19 protein-coding genes are annotated in these 17,078 nt (G+C 69.8%); 7 read left to right on the top strand and 12 right to left on the bottom strand.

Translation table 11 applies throughout. The features are described 5' to 3' along the window. Window positions 1-600: 600 nt before the first annotated feature. Both trxB and ABD198_RS23475 read right to left on the bottom strand, forming a co-directional pair. Complete coding sequence (gene trxB / locus ABD198_RS23480) at window positions 601-1,572, bottom strand: thioredoxin-disulfide reductase (RefSeq protein WP_344005375.1); 972 nt, start codon at window positions 1,570-1,572, stop codon at window positions 601-603. Continuing rightward, window positions 1,569-1,991, bottom strand: coding sequence for an arsenate reductase ArsC (locus ABD198_RS23475; protein ID WP_344005386.1), 423 nt, complete (start codon window positions 1,989-1,991; stop codon window positions 1,569-1,571). The genes trxB and ABD198_RS23475 overlap by 4 nt, the downstream gene beginning before the upstream one ends. Before the next feature lie 95 nt (window positions 1,992-2,086). Here ABD198_RS23475 and ABD198_RS23470 point away from each other — a divergent pair, with 95 nt between their 5' ends. The 3 genes from ABD198_RS23470 to ABD198_RS23460 are packed head-to-tail and all read left to right on the top strand — an operon-like array spanning window position 2,087 to window position 4,565. Then, window positions 2,087-2,395 (top strand): ArsR/SmtB family transcription factor, encoded by a 309-nt coding sequence (locus tag ABD198_RS23470; protein ID WP_319252802.1) that lies wholly within the window; start codon window positions 2,087-2,089, stop codon window positions 2,393-2,395. After that, a complete protein-coding gene (gene arsB / locus ABD198_RS23465) occupies window positions 2,392-3,510 on the top strand; it encodes an ACR3 family arsenite efflux transporter (RefSeq protein WP_344005372.1) in 1,119 nt (372 codons plus the stop codon). Before ABD198_RS23470 ends, arsB begins: the two co-directional genes overlap by 4 nt. After that, entirely contained in the window at window positions 3,507-4,565 is a 1,059-nt protein-coding gene (locus ABD198_RS23460; protein WP_344005370.1) for an ArsO family NAD(P)H-dependent flavin-containing monooxygenase, read from the top strand. Before arsB ends, ABD198_RS23460 begins: the two co-directional genes overlap by 4 nt. A gap of 72 nt (window positions 4,566-4,637) precedes the next feature. Here the strand turns inward: ABD198_RS23460 and ABD198_RS23455 are convergent, their stop codons facing one another. Beyond that, the gene (locus tag ABD198_RS23455) at window positions 4,638-4,784 is read right to left on the bottom strand and encodes a hypothetical protein (RefSeq protein WP_344005368.1); all 147 of its coding nucleotides are present in this window, start codon (window positions 4,782-4,784) and stop codon (window positions 4,638-4,640) included. Window positions 4,785-4,881: 97 nt separating this feature from the next. Between ABD198_RS23455 and ABD198_RS23450 the strand changes: the two genes are divergently transcribed. Further along, a complete protein-coding gene (locus tag ABD198_RS23450; protein WP_344005366.1) occupies window positions 4,882-5,289 on the top strand; it encodes a heavy metal-responsive transcriptional regulator in 408 nt (135 codons plus the stop codon). 143 nt (window positions 5,290-5,432) lie between these two features. Here the strand turns inward: ABD198_RS23450 and ABD198_RS23445 are convergent, their stop codons facing one another. The 4 genes from ABD198_RS23445 to ABD198_RS23430 form a co-directional block, all read right to left on the bottom strand. Further along, window positions 5,433-6,248: a sulfite exporter TauE/SafE family protein gene (locus tag ABD198_RS23445; protein WP_344005364.1), complete on the bottom strand. Its 816-nt coding sequence runs from the start codon at window positions 6,246-6,248 to the stop codon at window positions 5,433-5,435. 148 nt (window positions 6,249-6,396) lie between these two features. Then, complete coding sequence (locus tag ABD198_RS23440) at window positions 6,397-6,903, bottom strand: GNAT family N-acetyltransferase (protein WP_344005362.1); 507 nt, start codon at window positions 6,901-6,903, stop codon at window positions 6,397-6,399. Window positions 6,904-6,931: 28 nt separating this feature from the next. Then, complete coding sequence (locus tag ABD198_RS23435) at window positions 6,932-7,303, bottom strand: ArsR/SmtB family transcription factor (protein WP_319252814.1); 372 nt, start codon at window positions 7,301-7,303, stop codon at window positions 6,932-6,934. A gap of 42 nt (window positions 7,304-7,345) precedes the next feature. Then, entirely contained in the window at window positions 7,346-8,407 is a 1,062-nt protein-coding gene (locus tag ABD198_RS23430) for a flavin-containing monooxygenase (protein ID WP_344005357.1), read from the bottom strand. A 110-nt stretch (window positions 8,408-8,517) separates the two neighbouring features. On the opposite strand from ABD198_RS23430, the gene ABD198_RS23425 reads away from it, so the two are divergent. The 3 genes from ABD198_RS23425 (at window position 8,518) to ABD198_RS23415 (ending at window position 11,807) form a co-directional block, all read left to right on the top strand. Then, the gene (locus tag ABD198_RS23425; RefSeq protein WP_344005355.1) at window positions 8,518-9,921 is read left to right on the top strand and encodes an NAD(P)-binding domain-containing protein; all 1,404 of its coding nucleotides are present in this window, start codon (window positions 8,518-8,520) and stop codon (window positions 9,919-9,921) included. Next, window positions 9,918-11,150 (top strand): MFS transporter, encoded by a 1,233-nt coding sequence (locus tag ABD198_RS23420; RefSeq protein WP_344005353.1) that lies wholly within the window; start codon window positions 9,918-9,920, stop codon window positions 11,148-11,150. Before ABD198_RS23425 ends, ABD198_RS23420 begins: the two co-directional genes overlap by 4 nt. Before the next feature lie 312 nt (window positions 11,151-11,462). After that, complete coding sequence (locus ABD198_RS23415; protein ID WP_344005351.1) at window positions 11,463-11,807, top strand: DUF6233 domain-containing protein; 345 nt, start codon at window positions 11,463-11,465, stop codon at window positions 11,805-11,807. A gap of 312 nt (window positions 11,808-12,119) precedes the next feature. On the opposite strand, the gene ABD198_RS23410 is transcribed toward ABD198_RS23415, so the two are convergent. The 5 genes from ABD198_RS23410 to ABD198_RS23390 all read right to left on the bottom strand — a co-directional run bounded on the left by ABD198_RS23410 (window position 12,120) and on the right by ABD198_RS23390 (window position 17,073). Further along, a complete protein-coding gene (locus tag ABD198_RS23410; RefSeq protein ID WP_344005349.1) occupies window positions 12,120-12,986 on the bottom strand; it encodes an ATP-dependent DNA ligase in 867 nt (288 codons plus the stop codon). A gap of 842 nt (window positions 12,987-13,828) precedes the next feature. Beyond that, window positions 13,829-14,842, bottom strand: coding sequence for an MSCRAMM family protein (locus tag ABD198_RS23405; protein ID WP_344005347.1), 1,014 nt, complete (start codon window positions 14,840-14,842; stop codon window positions 13,829-13,831). A gap of 33 nt (window positions 14,843-14,875) precedes the next feature. Then, window positions 14,876-15,442 carry an SPDY domain-containing protein gene (locus tag ABD198_RS23400; protein WP_344005345.1) on the bottom strand — a complete coding sequence of 189 codons (567 nt, stop codon included), beginning with the start codon at window positions 15,440-15,442 and terminating at the stop codon, window positions 14,876-14,878. Window positions 15,443-15,702: 260 nt separating this feature from the next. Next, the gene (locus ABD198_RS23395; RefSeq protein ID WP_344005343.1) at window positions 15,703-16,194 is read right to left on the bottom strand and encodes a hypothetical protein; all 492 of its coding nucleotides are present in this window, start codon (window positions 16,192-16,194) and stop codon (window positions 15,703-15,705) included. 18 nt (window positions 16,195-16,212) lie between these two features. After that, a complete protein-coding gene (locus ABD198_RS23390) occupies window positions 16,213-17,073 on the bottom strand; it encodes an SPDY domain-containing protein (RefSeq protein ID WP_344005341.1) in 861 nt (286 codons plus the stop codon). Window positions 17,074-17,078: the final 5 nt, after the last annotated feature.

Raw genomic sequence — 17,078 nt, 5'->3', positions numbered from 1 at the left:
GCCCGCCGCAGCCACTACCGACGACGCTCCGGCGACGAACCGACTGGATAGATCACGAAACCGCACTGGAGTACTAGCGGCCGACCGTCACACGCCATCACCACCCTGACCTGGTGCTTTTCAGGGAAGGTCGTCTACGTTGACATGCCGCTGGAAGTGTTGGCCAGTCTTTCGAGGATCTTTCCTGTCTGCCCCGGGCGAACTGCTGTCGATATGCCTCACAAGGCGCCGGTCTGCCATCTTCGGGCCGGAAGGCCAGTTCATCCTGCGGACGGTGAACACCCGCACCGAATCGGGAAACGTCTCCGACGGTGACGTCCAAACGCAGAGCCGATACCACACGTATCCCGAAGCTGCGCTATTCCCACAGTCCGCAGGGCCGTTGGGTCTGGCGCTGGCCGACAGTTCGGTCCTCGCATCGGCAGCCCGACGCTGCCTGGTCTCGGTGACGGTCAGGGCGGGCCGGCAGCGGCTGGACTGGGGCTGGCCACGCAGGCCGCGATGTGTCACGGCCCGCGTACGAACGCACAGTTGGGAGGGGACCGGCGCGGTCCGATCCACAAGGATGCGTGGGAGCGGGCCAGGCCGTCATTGCGCCGATCAAGCAGGTACGGCGGCGGTCTCGTGCTCGGACTGCGCACTGTTGCGGGCGGCAAGGTAGCGCTCGGCGTCCAGTGCCGCGGCCGCGCCGGTTCCGGCAGCGGTGATGGCCTGGCGGTAGGTGTGGTCGACGACGTCGCCGGCGGCGAACACCCCGGGCAGGCTGGTACGCGTCGTCGGGGAGGCCACGCTGATGTAGCCCTCGCCGTCGAGGTCGAGCTGTCCCTTGAAGAGTTCTGTGCGCGGGTCGTGGCCGATTGCGATGAACAGCCCCGTCACGTCCAGGTCGCGGGTGGCGCCGGTGAAGACGTCGCGCAGGACGACGCCGCCGAGCATGCCGTTCGTCTCCTTGATCTCGGCGATCTCGCTGTCGAAGGCGAAGGAGATCTTGTCGTCAGCGAAGGCCCGCTCCTGCATGACCTTCGAGGCGCGCAGGGTGGAGCGTCGGTGGACGACGGTGACCGACTTGGCGAAGCGGGTGAGGAAGGTGGCTTCCTCCATGGCGGTGTCGCCGCCGACCACGACGATGTCCCGGTCACGGAAGAAGAACCCGTCGCAGGTCGCGCACCAGGACACGCCCCGCCCGGAGAGGTCATCCTCCTTCGGCAGGCCGAGCTTGCGGTAGCCCGAGCCGGTCGCGATGATCACCGTTTTCGCGCGGTGCACGGTGCCCGCGGAGTCGGTGAGGAGCTTGATGTCGCCGGTGAGGTCCACCTCGACGATGTCGTCGTCGGTCATCTCGGCGCCGAACTTCTCGGCCTGGGCCCGCATGTTCTCCATGAGGACAGGGCCGTCCACGCCGCCTGGGAAGCCAGGGAAGTTCTCCACCTCGGTCGTCGTCGTGAGCGATCCGCCGACGAAGATGCTGCTGCCGAACAGCAGGGGCCTCATCTGGGCGCGGGCAGTGTAGAGGGCGGCGGTGTATCCGGCGGGGCCGGAACCGATGATGACGACCTCGCGTATCTCGCTCACGCGCTCGCCTCCGGCTTCGCCGGGGCGATCTCGGCGATCAGGCCCTCGACGAGGGTCTTGATCTCGTCGCGGATCGGGCGCACAGCCTCGACGCCCTGTCCGGCCGGGTCGTCGAGCTTCCAGTCGAGGTAGCGCTTGCCGGGGAAGACGGGGCAGGTGTCGCCGCAGCCCATGGTGATGCATACGTCCGACTCGCGGACCGCGTCGATGGTAAGGATCTTCGGCGTCTCCTTGGAGATGTCGATGCCGACTTCCGCCATGGCCTCGACGGCGGCCGGGTTGACCTGGTCGCCGGGGTTGGAGCCGGCGGAGCGGACCTCGACGCGGTCGCCGGCCAGGTGGGTCAGCCAGGCGGCGGCCATCTGGGAGCGGCCGGCGTTGTGGACACAGACGAACAGGACGGACGGCTTGTCGGCCATGGTGATCGTTCTCTCTCGTCGCATGGCGGAACCCAGCCGCCAATGACTTCAGCCCCCGCTGGTATCAGCGAGTGGTGATGTGAGAGTATCAGCGCATGCTGACTTCAGTCGATCCTGATCTGATCCGGGTGCTGGGCGATCCGCTCCGCCTGAAGATCGTGACCCTGCTGGCGCGCGAGACGCTCTGCACGACGCACCTGGTCGAGGAGACCGGAGCCAAGCAGACCAACCTGTCCAACCACATGAAGGTGCTGCGCGAGGCCGGGATCGTGGAGACCGAGCCATGTGGCCGCTTCACCTACTACAAGCTCAAGCCCGAGGTCCTGGCCGGGCTCTCCGAGCAGTTTGCCGCGCTGGCCGAGTCTGCCCGCACCGCCGCCGAGAACAAGAGGGCCTGCCCGTGACCTCCACCGAGCCCACCACCGCCCTCGCCCAGAGCGCCGACGCGGCCGGGGACGACTCGATCGTCAAGAAGCTCTCCACACTCGACCGCTACCTCGCGGTGTGGATCCTGCTCGCCATGGCCGTCGGCCTGGGCCTGGGCCGGGTCGTCCCGGGCATGAACGATGCGCTCGCGAAGATCGAGATCGGTGGGATCTCCCTGCCGATCGCGCTCGGTCTGCTGGTCATGATGTACCCGGTCCTGGCCAAGGTCCGCTACGACCGGCTCGACCGCGTGACCGGCGACAAGAAGCTGATGGTTTCCTCGCTGGTCATCAACTGGGTCGTCGGCCCTGCGGTGATGTTCGCGCTGGCGTGGATCTTCCTGCCGGACCTGCCCGAGTACCGCACCGGCCTGATTATCGTCGGCTTGGCCCGCTGTATCGCCATGGTCATCATCTGGAACGACCTCGCGTGCGGTGACCGTGAGGCCGCAGCCGTCCTGGTCGCGCTGAACTCGGTGTTCCAGGTGATCGCGTTCGGCCTGCTGGGCTGGCTCTACCTCGACCTGCTGCCGCGCTGGATGAACCTCGGCGACGGCCAGGGCCTGGACGTGTCCGTCTGGCACATCGCGCTGAACGTCATCATCTTCCTCGGCATCCCCCTGCTGGCCGGCTTCCTCACCCGCCGCATCGGCGAGCAGAAGCTGGGCCGCGAGAACTACGAGGCGCAGTTCCTGCCGAAGATCGGCCCGTGGGCCCTGTATGGGCTGCTGTTCACGATCGTCATCCTCTTCGCCCTCCAGGGGAAGACGATCACCTCCCAGCCGCTGGACGTCGCCCGGATCGCGCTGCCGCTGCTGGCGTACTTCGCGGTCATGTTCTTCGGCACCTTCCTGCTCGGCAAGGGCCTCGGCCTGGCCTACGACCGCACCGCGACGCTGGCGTTCACGGCTGCGGGCAACAACTTCGAGCTGGCCATCGCGGTCGCCATCGCCACCTTCGGCGTCACCTCCGGCCAGGCCCTGTCCGGCGTCGTCGGCCCGCTCATCGAAGTCCCGGTGCTCATCGGCCTGGTCTACGTCGCGCTCGCCTGGCGCAGGAAGTTCGCCGCCGATGCGGTGACGACCGCGCCGTGACACAGCACACGGATGTGGTGGTGGTCGGCGGCGGCCAGGCAGGACTCGCCGCCGGCTACCACCTACGCCGCCAGGGCCTCGACTTCGTGATCCTGGACGCCGACACGGCTCCGGGCGGGTCCTGGCAGCACATGTGGGACTCCCTGCACCTGTTCTCCCCAGCCGAGCACTCCTCACTGCCCGGACGGCTCATGCCCGCCCAGCCCGGCGAGACCTACCCGGACGCCCGGCACGTGGTGGACTACCTCACCGACTACGAGAAGCGCTACGACCTGCCCGTCCAGCACGGCACCCGCGTGGACGCAGTACGCCGCGACGCAGGCCGGCTCCTGGTCGAAGCGGAAACCGGCACCTGGCGGGCCAGGGCGGTCATCAGCGCCACCGGCAGCTGGTCGCGGCCCTTCGTCCCCGCTATCCGGGGCCGATCCGTCTTCACCGGGCGGCAGCTGCACACGGTGCACTACCGCTCCCCGGCCGACTTCGCCGGGCAGCACGTGATCGTGGTGGGCGGCGGGAATTCCGGCGCCCAGATCGCCGCCGACCTCGCCCTGGACGGCAACATCGATGTCATGTGGGTGACCCGGCGCCCGCCACGCTTCCTGCCGGACGACATCGACGGCCGCGACCTGTTCGATGTCGCCACCGCCCGCCGCCGCGCCCTCGACGCCGGCCGCAGCGACACCGGCGGGGTCGCCTCGCTCGGCGACATCGTCGCCGTCCCGCCCGTCCGCGCGGCCCGCGACGCCGGGCTCCTGACCGCGAAGCCGATGTTCGACCGGCTCACCGCTACCGGTGTCCGGTGCGCCGACGGCAGCCACACCGAGGCAGACGCCGTCATCTGGGCCACCGGCTTCCGTCCGGTCCTGGCCCACCTCGCCCCGCTGAACTTGCGCGGTGCGCGCGGGCACATCCCCACCGCCGGAACCCGGGCTCTGGGCGAGCCGCGGCTGCACCTGCTCGGGTACGGCGACTGGACCGGTCCGGCCTCCGCGACCCTCATCGGCGTCGGCCGCCCGGCTCGGGATGCGGCCCGCGAGATCGCCGGGCTCGTGTGAGCGTGGTGGTAGCAGGCGGCACAGCCGTCCCTGGCCCGCCCGGCCGGTGCCGGGCGGGCCAGGGACTTTCGGCTACGCGACCTTGACCATGGTCTGGCCGCAGCAGCACGTCGGGTTCTGCTCGCCGCCGCAGGTGGCCGGGGCGCCCTTGGTCACCGTCAGCTCGCACCCGCAGTTCTCATCGGGGCAGCGATACACCTCGCCCTCACGGAACGGCATCGCGCTCACCTCCTAGTTTCGCGTTTCTCTTCCGTCGCGAGCGACGCTAGAACCTGGCCCCGGGGGCAAGGTCAACACTGGACGGGAGGAGGCACACATGGCGATGCAAGGGATGACGATCGGGCAGGCAGCCAAGGCCGCCGGGCTCACACGCAAGGCCGTCCGGGTCTACGAAGCCAAGGGCCTGCTACCCGAGGCGGAGCGCAGCCAGGCCGGCTACCGGCTCTACAGCGAAGACGACGTCGAGCTGCTGACGTTCATCCGCCGGGCCCGCGCACTGGGCCTGCGCCTGGACGACGTCGGCGAGGTCCTGCACATCCGCCGCGGCGGAACCCCGCCGTGCGACGCTGTCCGCAACCTGCTCGACGCGCGCATCACCGAGATCGACGCGACCATCACCGACCTCCTCGCCCTGCGCCAAACCCTCGCGGAGACCCGTCGGGGCGCCGACGACCGGCCGTGCGGCGAGCCGGCCACCGTATGCTCGATCATCGAGGACGCCTGAGTCCACCGCCGCCCCCTGGTGGCGTGCCGCCCTCGGCGAACCTCTGCTGAACCTGCTTGTTCTACGGCGACTGGACCCTGCTGGCCTCAGCCACGCTCGGTGTCGGCGGCCCCGCCGGAGACGCAGCAGCGCAGATCGCTCTGTCAGCGGTGACGGGCGAGCTTGATGGCGGAGACGAGCAGGATCACGGCCAGCAGGGGGATGAGCCCCAGGTCCGGGAACACGCCCAGGAGTAGTCCGCCCAGCACCGCGCCAGCAGTGGACCCCGCGACCATGACCAGGGTGAAGCGGAGGTTGGCGCCGAGGACGGCGAAGCTGCCGTCGCGGCTGTAGCGGGCGAACGCGACCAGCATGGTCGGCAGGGAGACCAGCAGGGAGAGGCTTCCGGCGGTCTTGATGTCCTGGCCGAACAGCAGCACGATCGTCGGGATCAGCAGCTCGCCCCCGGCGACACCCATGATCGCGGCGACCACACCGATGCCGAACCCGGCGACGACGCCTACTGGCACCTGTGCCCACAGCGGCAGGGAGAGAGTGCCCAGGGAAGTGATGTGGGTGGCCACCAGGGCGGCTGCCATGAGCACCATCAGCGCCGCCAGCACCTTGTAGAGGGTGGAGCTGCGCATGCGCACCGCCCAGCTCGCTCCGGCCCAGGCACCGATCAGACTGCCGGCCAGCAGGTTGACCGCCACCGGCCAGCGTGCGGCCACCTCGGCGGCAGGGACCCCGGCCAGGCGAGCGGGCAGCGCAACCAGGACCACGACCAGGCTCATCGCCTTGTTCAGAATGACGGCCGAGAGCGCCGCGAACCCGAAAAGGCCAATCAGCAGGGGCAGACGGAACTCCGCCCCGCCCAGCCCGATCATCCCGCCCAGCACCCCGATGGCTCCTCCGGCACCGAACACCGCAGGTACTGAATGCGTCGCGCGCAGCGGAACAAGGCTCTGGTCAGTGGTCATGCCGGGCATCTTCGCTGACAGCCGCCCCCGCCCGCTACGGCACAACGTCCCCTTCGGGCGAAGGCACCGCGTGCCTGGTCAGGATTCGTCCAGACCTCCGAGCACCGGCATCCGCGCTGCCACCGAATGCGCACCGAGCGGCCTGCGTTCAGCCGATCGCTGGGCTGCGGCGCTCGACGAGGACGACGTCGCGCCAGACGCCGTGGTGGCGCCCGATCCGCTCCCGTGTGCCGATGACACGGAAGCCGGCACGCTGGTGGACGGCGAGGCTGGCGGTGTTCTCGGGAAAGATCCCGGACTGGATCGTCCAGATCCCCGCGCGTTCGGTGGAGTCGATCAGCGCCTTGAGCAGGGCGGAGGCGATGCCGCGGCCACGGGCGGCCGGGTCGACGTAGACGGAGTGCTCCACCACGCCCTCGTACGCGCAGCGGTCGGAGACCTTGCTCGCGGCAACCCAGCCCAGCACCACCCCGTCCGCGTCGAGTGCGGCGAAGCGGTGCCCGGGCAGCTTCGCGGCGTCGAACGCCTCCCAGCTCGGGGCGGCGGTCTCGAACGTGGCGTTGCCCTCATCGATGCCCGCCTGGTAGATCGCCAGCACTTGCTCGGCGTGCTCCGCCGCCAGCGGCACCACCACCGCGCTCAACGCCCCACTCACCACGGTTCCCCCTGTGTCTGTTCGATCGTCAGGCCGCGGCCGGCAGCGTCAGCAGCTTGCCCATCGCGGCGAGCACCGAGGGCTCAACCCGGTAGTAAACCCAGGTGCCGCGCCGCTCGGAGGTGAGCAGCCCGGCCTCCTTCAGCTTCTTCAGGTGGTGGGAGACGGTGGGCTGGGAGACGCCGACGTCGGAGATGTCGCACACGCACGCTTCCCCGCCTTCGTGCGAAGCCACGGCGGAGAACAGCCGCAGACGGACCGGGTCGCCCAGCGCCTTGAACATCCGCGCGGCCGTCTCGGCCTCCTCGGCGGTCATCGGGCGCTCGGTCAGCGGGGGGCAGCACGGCGCCACGCCCTGACCGTCGGGTTCGAGCAGCGGCAGCACCTTGGCATTCGACATGCGTCTATGTTCACACATGTCGAACCAGTGGGGGTAGGTCCGTCACCGGCGCGAGAGATGGGCGGCCAGGCGTCGGGCGATGCGCTCCGCGTCCCGACCGACGCCGCGCAGCGAGTTCGACGACAGGCTGCGCTGCCATTCCAGCCCGACGAACGCCAGCCCCCGCACGCCGGTGGCGAGGCCCTCGCGGTGCCGTGGGTTCCCTTCGGCGTCGAGAGCGCCGTCGAGGCGGGCGAGGTAGGGCAGGTGGGGGCGGTAGCCGGTGGCGAGCACGATCGCGTCGACCTCCTCCCGCTGCCCGTCCGGCCAGACGAGCTTGGTGCCGTTGGCACTGGTGAACAACGGCTGCCGGTCGGGCTGTCCGGCGGCCAGGGCGGCCCGATAGCGGCCGTCGTCGAGGACCGGCTGCGCCGGCGGGCGCGCAAGGAACCGGCCGAGGGGCGCAGTATCCAGACCGGTGCGGGCCGTCCAGAAGTGCAGGTCGCGGCCGAGGATGCGCTGGGCTGCGAACTTCACCGGGGCGCGGGTGGCGAGCGTGACGCGTGCGGTCTTGGCGAGTTCGGCGGCGATCTGCACCGCGGAGTTCCCGGCCCCGACCACGACCACCCGGCGGCCGGTGAACGGGGCCGGGCTGCGGTAGTCGGCGGCGTGCAGCACCTGGCCGGTGAACTCCTCCAGGCCCGGCAGCGCCGGCCGGTGCGGGTGACCGAACGTCCCGGATGCCGCCACGACGGCCCGCGCGGACAATCGGCCGCCGTCCTTCACCTCCACTGTGAAGCCGTCGCCGGTGCGGCGGACCGCGGTGACGCGGCAGCTGGTGCGGATTTCGGCGTCCAGGAGGTCGGCGTAGGCGGTGAGGTAGGCGACGACCTCGTCGCGGTGCGGGTAGCGGTCGCGGTCGGCGCCGAGGAACGGCATCCCGGGCAGGGAGCTGTACCGGGCGGGCGAGAACAGCGTCAGGCTGTCGTAGTAGTGCGGCCACGACCCGGCCGCACGGTCGGACGCCTCCAGCACCACCGGCCGCAGCCCGCGCCGCAGCAGCGCATGGGCGGTGGCGAGGCCGGACTGGCCGCCGCCGATCACGGCGACGTCAATGTGCTCCATCGGCGAATCCCCCTGGGTTCGATGAGTGTCTATGTTGACGCTCATCAATACAGGTGTCATGCTGGGCCGCGCAAGCCATCGACAGATGTCGAAACACGCAAGGAGTCGCCGTGAACGCGCCCGCCACCACCGAGTTCCCCGTCGTCGTGATCGGGGCCGGCCCCGCCGGTCTGGCCGCCGCCGCCCACCTGGTCGACCAGGGCATCGAGCCCTTGGTCCTGGAGGCCGGGCCTACCGCTGGCGCCGCGGTGCGCGAGTGGTCACACGTGCGGCTGTTCTCCACCTGGGGCGAAGTCGTCGACCCGGCCGCCGAGAAGCTCCTGGCCCCCACCGGCTGGACACGGCCCGACCCGGCCACGTATCCCTCCGGCGGCGACTGGGCCGACCTCTACCTGCAGCCGCTCGCCGACGTCCTCGGCGACCGTGTCCGCACCGGCGCCACCGTCACCGGTGTCTCACGCACCGGCCGGGACCGGATCGTGGACGCCGACCGCGAACAGCAGCCGTTCGTCGTGCAAGTCGCCCACACCGACGGCCGTGAGGAGCGCGTCTTCGCCCGCGCCGTTATCGACGCCTCCGGCACCTGGGCCACGCCGTCCCCGGCCGGCGGCAGCGGACTGCCCGCGCTCGGTGAGAAGGCCGCTGTGGACCGGATCACCTACCGAGTCCCGGACCTGAAGGACCCAGCCGTCCGTACCCGGTACGCGGGTAAGCGCACGGCCGTGATCGGCTCGGGCGCCTCGGCGTTCACCGCTCTCGCCTACCTCGCCGACCTCGCCAAGTCCGACGAGGGTACGGGGACGAAGGGGGTGTGGATCCTGCGCCGGGGCATCTCGGGCTCCACTTTCGGCGGCGGGGAAGCCGACCAGCTCCCGGCGCGCGGCGCCCTGGGCCTGGCGGCGAAGGCCGCCGTCGACGAGGGACACGCGGACGCGGTCACGGGCTTTCGCACCGAGGCGATCGAGCGGGCGGACGACGGCCGCCTCGTCCTGGTCGGCGAGGACGGCCGCCGCCTGGACCCGGTCGACGAAGTGATCGTGCTGACCGGCTTCCGCCCCGACCTGTCCTTCCTCGACGAACTCCGCCTCGGGCTCGACGAGCGCCTCCAGGCACCCGTCGCACTGGCTCCGCTGATCGACCCCAACCAGCACTCCTGCGGCACCGTCTACCCGCACGGTCACCGCGAGCTCTCCCACCCCGAACAGGGCGTGTACCTGGTCGGCATGAAGTCCTACGGCCGCGCCCCGACCTTCCTCGCCATGACCGGCTACGAGCAGGTCCGCTCCGTCGCCGCCGCGATCGCCGGTGACCTCGACGCGGCCGACCGCGTGGAACTCACTCTGCCCGAGACCGGAGTGTGCGGCGGAGCCGGCCTGTTCGACGCGCCCGACGCCGCTCAGGGCGACGGCGGCGGCTGCTGCGCGTCCGCACCGCAGCTCATCCAGCTCGGTGCCCCCGCCACGGTCGGGGCGGCTGCCGAGCAGGCCCCGGCGGGCGGCTGCTGCGGCTCGTGACCGACCTCAGTACCCGAGGCGGCGGGGCCGCGACCGGAACGGGGGACCGGTCGCGGCCCCGCGCCGCCCTGCCCGCCCTCTGCGCCACGCAGATCGTGAGCTGGGGCATCGTCTACTACGCCTTCCCCGTCCTCAATCCGCAGATCACCGCCGCGACGGGGTGGCCTGCCGGGGCGACCACCGCGGCGTTCTCGCTCGGTCTCGTCGTCTCCGCCCTCGCCGGGATCCGCGTCGGCCGCATCCTCGACCGCCATGGCCCGCGCGCTGTCATGACCGCCGGTTCCGTGCTCGGCGTCGTCAGCCTGCTGACCGTGGCCGCATCCCCCAACCTGCTGCTGTTCTTCTCCGGTTGGATGTTGGCCGGGCTTGCGATGGCATCCACCTTCTACCAGCCCGCGTTCGCCGCCCTCACCCGCTGGTGGGCCCCCGACCATGTGAGGGCCCTGACGATCGTCACCCTCGCGGGCGGCCTCGCGTCCACCGTCTTCGCACCCCTGACAGCTCTGCTGGCCGAGCACCTGTCCTGGCGCCACACCTACCTTGTGCTCGCCTGCATCCTTGCCGCCGTCACCATCCCCGCCCACGCCCTGGCACTGCGCGCACCCTGGCCCGACGCCCCAACCAGCCCCGCCCACGAGGCCGCAGGCGCAGCCGAGATCGGTCGCAGCCGACCCTTCCTGCTGCTCGCCGCCGCGTTCACCCTGTCGGGCTTCGCGATGTACGCCGTCGTCGTCGCCCTCGTCCCACTCCTGCTGGAACGCGGGTACACCACCAGCCAGGCAGCCTGGGCCCTCGGCATCGGCGGCGCCGGACAGACCCTCGGCCGCACCCTGTACGCAGCCCTCGCCCGCCGCACCACCGCAACGGCCCGCACCACGATCCTCTTCACCCTCGGCGGCAGCACCACCGCCGCCTTCGCCGCCACCCCCGGCCCGTACGCCCTGCTCATCGCCGTGTCGATCGTGGCCGGCATGATCCGCGGCAACCTCACCCTGCTCCAGGCCACCGCCATCACCGACCGATGGGGCGCCACGCACTACGGCCGACTCTCCGGACTCCTCGCAGCACCAGCCACCACCGCCGCAGCCCTTGCGCCGTTCGCAGGCGCCGCCCTCGCCACACCCCTGGGCGGCTACGGACCGCTCTTCTTTCTCCTGGCCGGCCTTCCCTTCGTCGCCGCGCTGGTCGTGCCGTGGGGCAGTCCCGGGAAGCGCTTGGAGCCGCGTTGACGATGGGACCCGCATACTCGGGCCCTGCCAAGACCACGTGGCACATAAAATCGAACAGATGCTTGAATCTGGCCATGAGTGCAATTCCCGGCGACCTCGCTCGCGCACAAGAGGAGTGGTGGGCCACCTACGGGCGGCTCGCGACACAACCGCACACCGCGGTCCGGAGACAACTGATCCACCTGTCTTCGGAGGTGCTGTTCCACCCGCACTGGCAGGGTCGATGGTCGGCGGCATGGGCAGCGCTGCACGGTGCACGCAATGTCCGAACTACCTCCTGACCCACCCCGGCTCCGGGAGATCCTGGCGTACTTGGACGGGCAGCTCGCCAATACCGAGACCATCGCCATTTTCCTGCGCCTCCAGCGAGACAAGGTCAAGATGGCCCAGCCGGAACGACCCAGGGGCAACGTGAAGGAAGGCGGCCGGCTCACAGGCTTCGCCCAGCCGTCGGCGAAGACGGGCTACGTGGTCCAGCAGAAGCGGACGCCGCATGGGTCCGAACCCACCTTCATCCACCTCGCCGACTGCTCGATGATCGAAGGCACGCCGCACCGGATCAGGCCAGATGAGGCGCGGGCTGCCCTCGCCGACAGGAACATCGAGCCGTGCCAGTTCTGCCGCCCTGACACCGAGCTGGGCATAGACCTGGCTTGAGCTTCCCGGTCGACGAGCGAGCTGCCCCTCCAAGGTCGCCGGACGTACATTCGGACACATGGACGAGATGGCACAGCGCATCGCCCCTTCAACAGACCGGACCGCCGCCGCCGTTCTGCTGGACTGTGCTCCCAATCAGGTCGGCTACTGTGCGCGCTGCCAGGGTTGACGCGACTCTACGGGCCCAACGCCCAGCTCGCCTGCCGGGCCTGTCAAGCCGTCGAGGCTGCCGAGGATGGCTCAGGCTTATCCGCGGCCGTCACCCAGCGGTCGGCACAGCTCCATGCCCAAAAGCGGCAAAGTCCCCAGGCGTCATGTCCTCGCGAAGTCGTACGTACCGCGCGGGATGCCTCCAGACCCCTCGATCCTGGGCGGTGTCCACGTATATCTCGGCGACCAACTCAGGCTCGACCAGGACGACGTCCAGCGGGGTACGGGAACCCCATGTCGTGGTGAACCGGACGCCCTCCCACGGGTGCCCCCTCTTGGCCGCGATGAGATGATCGGCGAGATGCCGGACTTGGCCGGGCTGCAGCTCTGTGCTGCGGGCGACGGCCCGCAGGATCCCGTCTCGAACGTATCGGCCCAGCACAAGGCTCCGCGGGCGGCGCAGCGTGCCGGTGATCGCGCCGACGATGCCCTCGGTGGTGTCCCGTCTGCGGATCTTGATGAGTGCGCGGGCCCCGGGTAGGTAGTGCTGCTGGCTTCCCGGATGATTAGTCCCTCAAGGCCGGGCACCTCCGTCCAGGACATCAGCCATTCCTGGGCCACAGCCACATCGCCGGTCTCCGGGCAAAGCGTCCAAGGGTCGACAAGGTGGTGTTCAGCGAACACCGTCTCCAATCGCGCCCGGCGTTCGCGGTACGGCGTCCGCAACAGCTCATGACCGTCGATCTGGAGGGCATCGAACACAACGAAGTGGGCCGTCATCTGCTCAGCAAGCCGGGCGGCGGTCCGCCGCTGTGACGCCGCGCGCCGTTGCAGGGCCTCGAACGACAGATGCTCACCGGCCCACACCAACAGTTCGCCGTCGAGGACCAGCCCGTCGGGCAGCCGGGCGGCGGCGTGCACTATAGGTCGGGGAACCGGGCCTGGATCAGCGCCCCGCGCCGGGACTGGATGAGCACGGGTCCGGGGGCTGGGCAGGGGGTGAACACGAGGGCTCTGAAGCCATCCCATTTCGGCTGGAATACCGGCTCGCCGGGAAGCGCGCTGGGCGGTGGCAGCTGGTCACGGGCCTGCGCCAGCATCGGTTCAACCGGCGGTTGCAGCACCATGCACCCGATCTACGCCACCACGGCCGGGACCGCGAGCCGTGCGTGCGATCCGTCGCTCATACGTGACAGCAGGGGTCGACAGGGCCGCCGCCTCTCTTAGCTTCCTGCTGCCTCGCGTCAAGAGCAGGCTTCCCGCCAGCGCCGCACACTTTCAGTCAACTTGCTGGCCAGTTTGCTGGAATTTATGAATTTCCCGCCGCCATTTGCTGGAATACACCCATGGCTGCCGCCGAATTCGATAAGCGCAGCTCACGGGCTCCACCCAGCCACTAAGGAGCCTGCGGAGGCTGCGTTTTAATCTCTTCGGCATGCCCAAAAACAGAATAATAACCCCTTTGAGGGCCGTTTGCCCTGGTCAGAGGCCAGACCCATGCTCTGCGGCTGGCACACGTCGTCACCAGTGGCGCCCTGGAACTTTTCGGCTTCCTGGGCCTCTTGATCACTCTCGCCGCGTCTCTTCTGCGTCAGCTCCCGGACCTCCTGTCAGCTTGGCGCGACGTAAAACGCGCTCTCCGCTCAACATCGCGAGACGCGAATGGCGACGACAGCCGGACCTCCTAGCGCCGCCGGCACTCGTTCGGCGAGCCTGACCCGGCCCGGAGTTATCGACAGGGTCGGTAACGTGTCGGTCTCCGGTGTTCCGAGATGCCTGGGTGAAGGCCGCCGCCCACAGATGGGCTGAACAGCCGAGAGCCCCCGGTCCGCGAGGATCCGGGGGCAATTGGGCGCTGTGCTCAGATTGGGTCAGTTGGCGCCAGGGGTGTCCTCACTGTCGGTCCTGGCTCGCCGCCGAGCGGCAATGACGGTGGTGGTGCCGCCGAGGAGAAGGAGTCCAGCGCCGCCCAGGAGGTACGGGCTGGCGTCGGCGCCGGTGTGGGCCAGGGAGCCGACCGGGGCCGTGGGCGATGCATCATCGGTCGCGTCCTGCACCGGGGCGGCCGAAGGGGCGGTGTCGGGTGTGCCAGAGGTGGCCGGGCTGGGCCCAGATCCGCCGGAGGTTCCGCTGGTCGGCTTGTCCCCTGGTGTGGAGGGGATGTGGGTGGGCTTCTTGGTCGGTGTGGGATTCGGCGAGGACGAGCGCTTCGAGTTGGTGACGGTTACGGTGACCGGGTCGCCTGGGCCTGCGGTGAAGGGCTTGGTGCGCGTGTCGAGGTCGTATCCGGCGGGAGCCTCGGTCTCCTTGATCCAGAACTCGGCCTTCCGGGTGCTCACCGGCACGTCACCGGTGACCGTTCCCTTGGGCCCGGTGGTGAGGGTGAGCAGGGTCGTATCGCCGCTGCCGATGTTCACGGTGGCGCCGGGCAGGAGCTTGCCGGTCTTGTCGTCCTTGGCCTGGAGCAGGACGTGGCCGGGCTTGAACGGGGCGACGATGGCCAGGCGAGTGGTGCCGCCGGGTGTGACGATCACGTCCTGGTCGGCGACGACGTCGTAGAGGGGGCTGCCGGCGGCGGTCTCCTTCAGCCGGTAGACGCCCGGGGCGAGGCCCGGGAAGGTCAGCGTTCCCTGTGCGTCGGTTGTGCCGTGCCCGGCCTCCTGGCCGGTGGCGTCGAGAAGCAGATATGAGGCGCCTTGGACAACGTCTCCGGCCGGGTCCTTCGTGGTGAGCGTGACACTTCCGGCATCGGGTGCCGGAGTCTCGGTGAGGGTGGTGCTGGAGGGCGTCGGCTGGGAGGGCTGTGCGGTCGCTGCCGGTGCCCAGGTAAGGGTGCCGACCACCGCGGCGGCGATGGCAGTGGAGCGGACGGTACGGGGGTGCACGAAGAGGAGGCTCCTTGGTGGCGGGTACTGGCGTTAGCGGGTTCGGCTCATGGCCGGTCTTGGAGGCGACGTAGCGACCGGGGGAAACGGCTTGTTCTGCTTGGCCGTTGTGGTCGCTATGGAGACGTAGTGGCGCGTGAAGAAAGGGATGTCCTTCACGGTGCGCTCTACCGGTTCGGTGGAAAGCAGGGAAGCGGTGAACGCGGCGACCAGCGCGACGGGGGTTGTTGGTGAGAACTGCACGCGCCAGTCGGGGTTGGCCGGCTGGCCGCCCCAGATCCGCCAGGACGGCGCGAGGCCGGAACCGAGTGTCCGCTCGTACCGGTGCTGCATCCCGCCCAGGGCGTCTGGGGCGAGGAAGGTCTGGGTGCCCTCGGTCTTGATCGTGTGCCTCCAGCCGTGGGCGAGCAGCGGGATGTACGCGTGCTGAGCTGACGTCTGGGAATGGAACAGATGATCTTTGTCGCTGTGTCGGTCTTCGAGGTACAGGTCGAGTAGTTCGCTGTGCACGTCGCCGAGCAGCTCGACCGGCGTGGTGGCGTCAAGGTGATCTGCCAGGTGACCGGGCCGAAAGGGTCGCGGTGTGCGGCGGTGATCCACTGCATGTGGCCCCGCCTGTCGGGGTCGGGGACGTAGCCAGTACGGAGCCGAAGGCACGGGCTGCACGCGACCGCCCCTTCCTCCTTTGAAGGCTGGTGCAGGGACCAGTCGTCGTCGAAGGGGAAGGGCCAGATGGCACGGACGTCGACTGAGCCGGGACCTACCAGGTGGCGGGGCAGAACGCGCACCGTCTGATCACGGTCGAGGTCTTCGAAGGGGTCGGGCAACAGAAAGGGATCCTGTCTGTGGGACTGTCATGGTCAGCGGGCGCGCGCGGCGCTGCGTTGAGCCGACGGCGACGGGACCGGCTGCGCCGTTCGGCCCGCAGCTCGGCTGGTGGCGGGTGCGGGCCAGGTGCCGGGGAACCACACGGCGCTGTACTGCTCGATCGCATCGCGCAGGCCGTTGGTGTGGGCACCTTCCCATGGCACCCAGTCGGGGCGGTCCTTGAACTCCTTGAATGTGCCGTAGCCCGAGTTGTGCGGCTGAACGCCGCGCGTGGAGTCGCGGTGATCGAAGGTCTTGTGATCGGCGAACCGCAGGACGGTGACGTCGAGTTGCCCGCGGTCCTGGTGGAGGGTGGCAAGGCGGAGGCCGACGTACTCGTTGGCCCACTGGGTGGGACTGAAGTCGATCCGCAGCCGCAGCGGGCCCCCGGACACGGGGGTGGCGTAGTAGGTGTCGCCGACAACGGCGCTGTCAGCGAAGGGCAAGTCGAGTTGGGCGAAGAACTCGCGGGCGTGCATGGCCATGTGGGTCTCCCGGTGACGTCAGCGGCGTGGCCCGGCCAGCACGGGGCGGCTGGTGGTGCTCCAGCGCGGGACGCTGGCAGCGGGCCGGGCGGTCGGGCGGCGGGCGATGGCACGCTGGACGTCGAGCGGGGTCGGAGCCGGCGGGCTCGGCGGGACGATGGAGGTGACCTGGGCCTTGCTCTTGACGTAGCTGTAGGTGACCTCGCGCCAGCGGGGCAGCGGCGCCGGGTCGGAGATGCACTCGGTGACGGCCTTGAGCAGGGCGACGGGGGTGTCGGTGCTGGCGGTGGCGTACCAGTAAGGCCGGTCGATAGAGGTGCCGGCCCACAGCTGCCAGCGTGCCTCCCGGGTAGTCAGTTCGGTTTCCGGGTCGAGGTCGCCGGTGGTGTATTCAAGCCCGGCCAGCTTGTCGGGTGACTGGACGGCGAAGACGCCCCAGCGGGGCCGGTCTATGAGCCAGCCCCGGTTGATCAGTGGTGCGACCGCGAGGAAGGGGTCATTGTCCTTGCTCCTGGAGAGGGGTCTGGCCAGGTAGCTGTCCGGCCCCTGCTGATACGCCTCCGCGAGCGTGGTGGTGAAGGCGGTGACGAACTCCGTCGGGCAGGAGTCGTTGAAGCACACGCCCCAGACGGGCGGGCCGAAGGGGTCTTTGTAGGCGTTGATGCGCCACAGGCCGTCGTCCACGCCCTCGGGGAGGTAGCCGAGGCGGACCTTGCTGTCGGGCGCGGTCAGGTAGGCGTTGCCCAGATCGTCGTGGCGGAGTTCCCAGCCGAGGTTGCGCAGCGGGTCGAGGCCGGGATTGCCGATCGCGGTGGCGCGGGCAAGGTAGCGCGGGGAGACGTAGACGTCCCCGTCGATGGTGTCGTCGTGAGGTAGCACAGGAT

The organism is Streptomyces thermocarboxydovorans, from assembly GCF_039524635.1.
Taxonomy (GTDB): Bacteria; Actinomycetota; Actinomycetes; order Streptomycetales; family Streptomycetaceae; genus Streptomyces; species Streptomyces thermocarboxydovorans.
The sequence above is the reverse complement of the archived record's forward strand: the minus strand, read 5'-3'. Positions and strand labels throughout refer to the sequence as shown.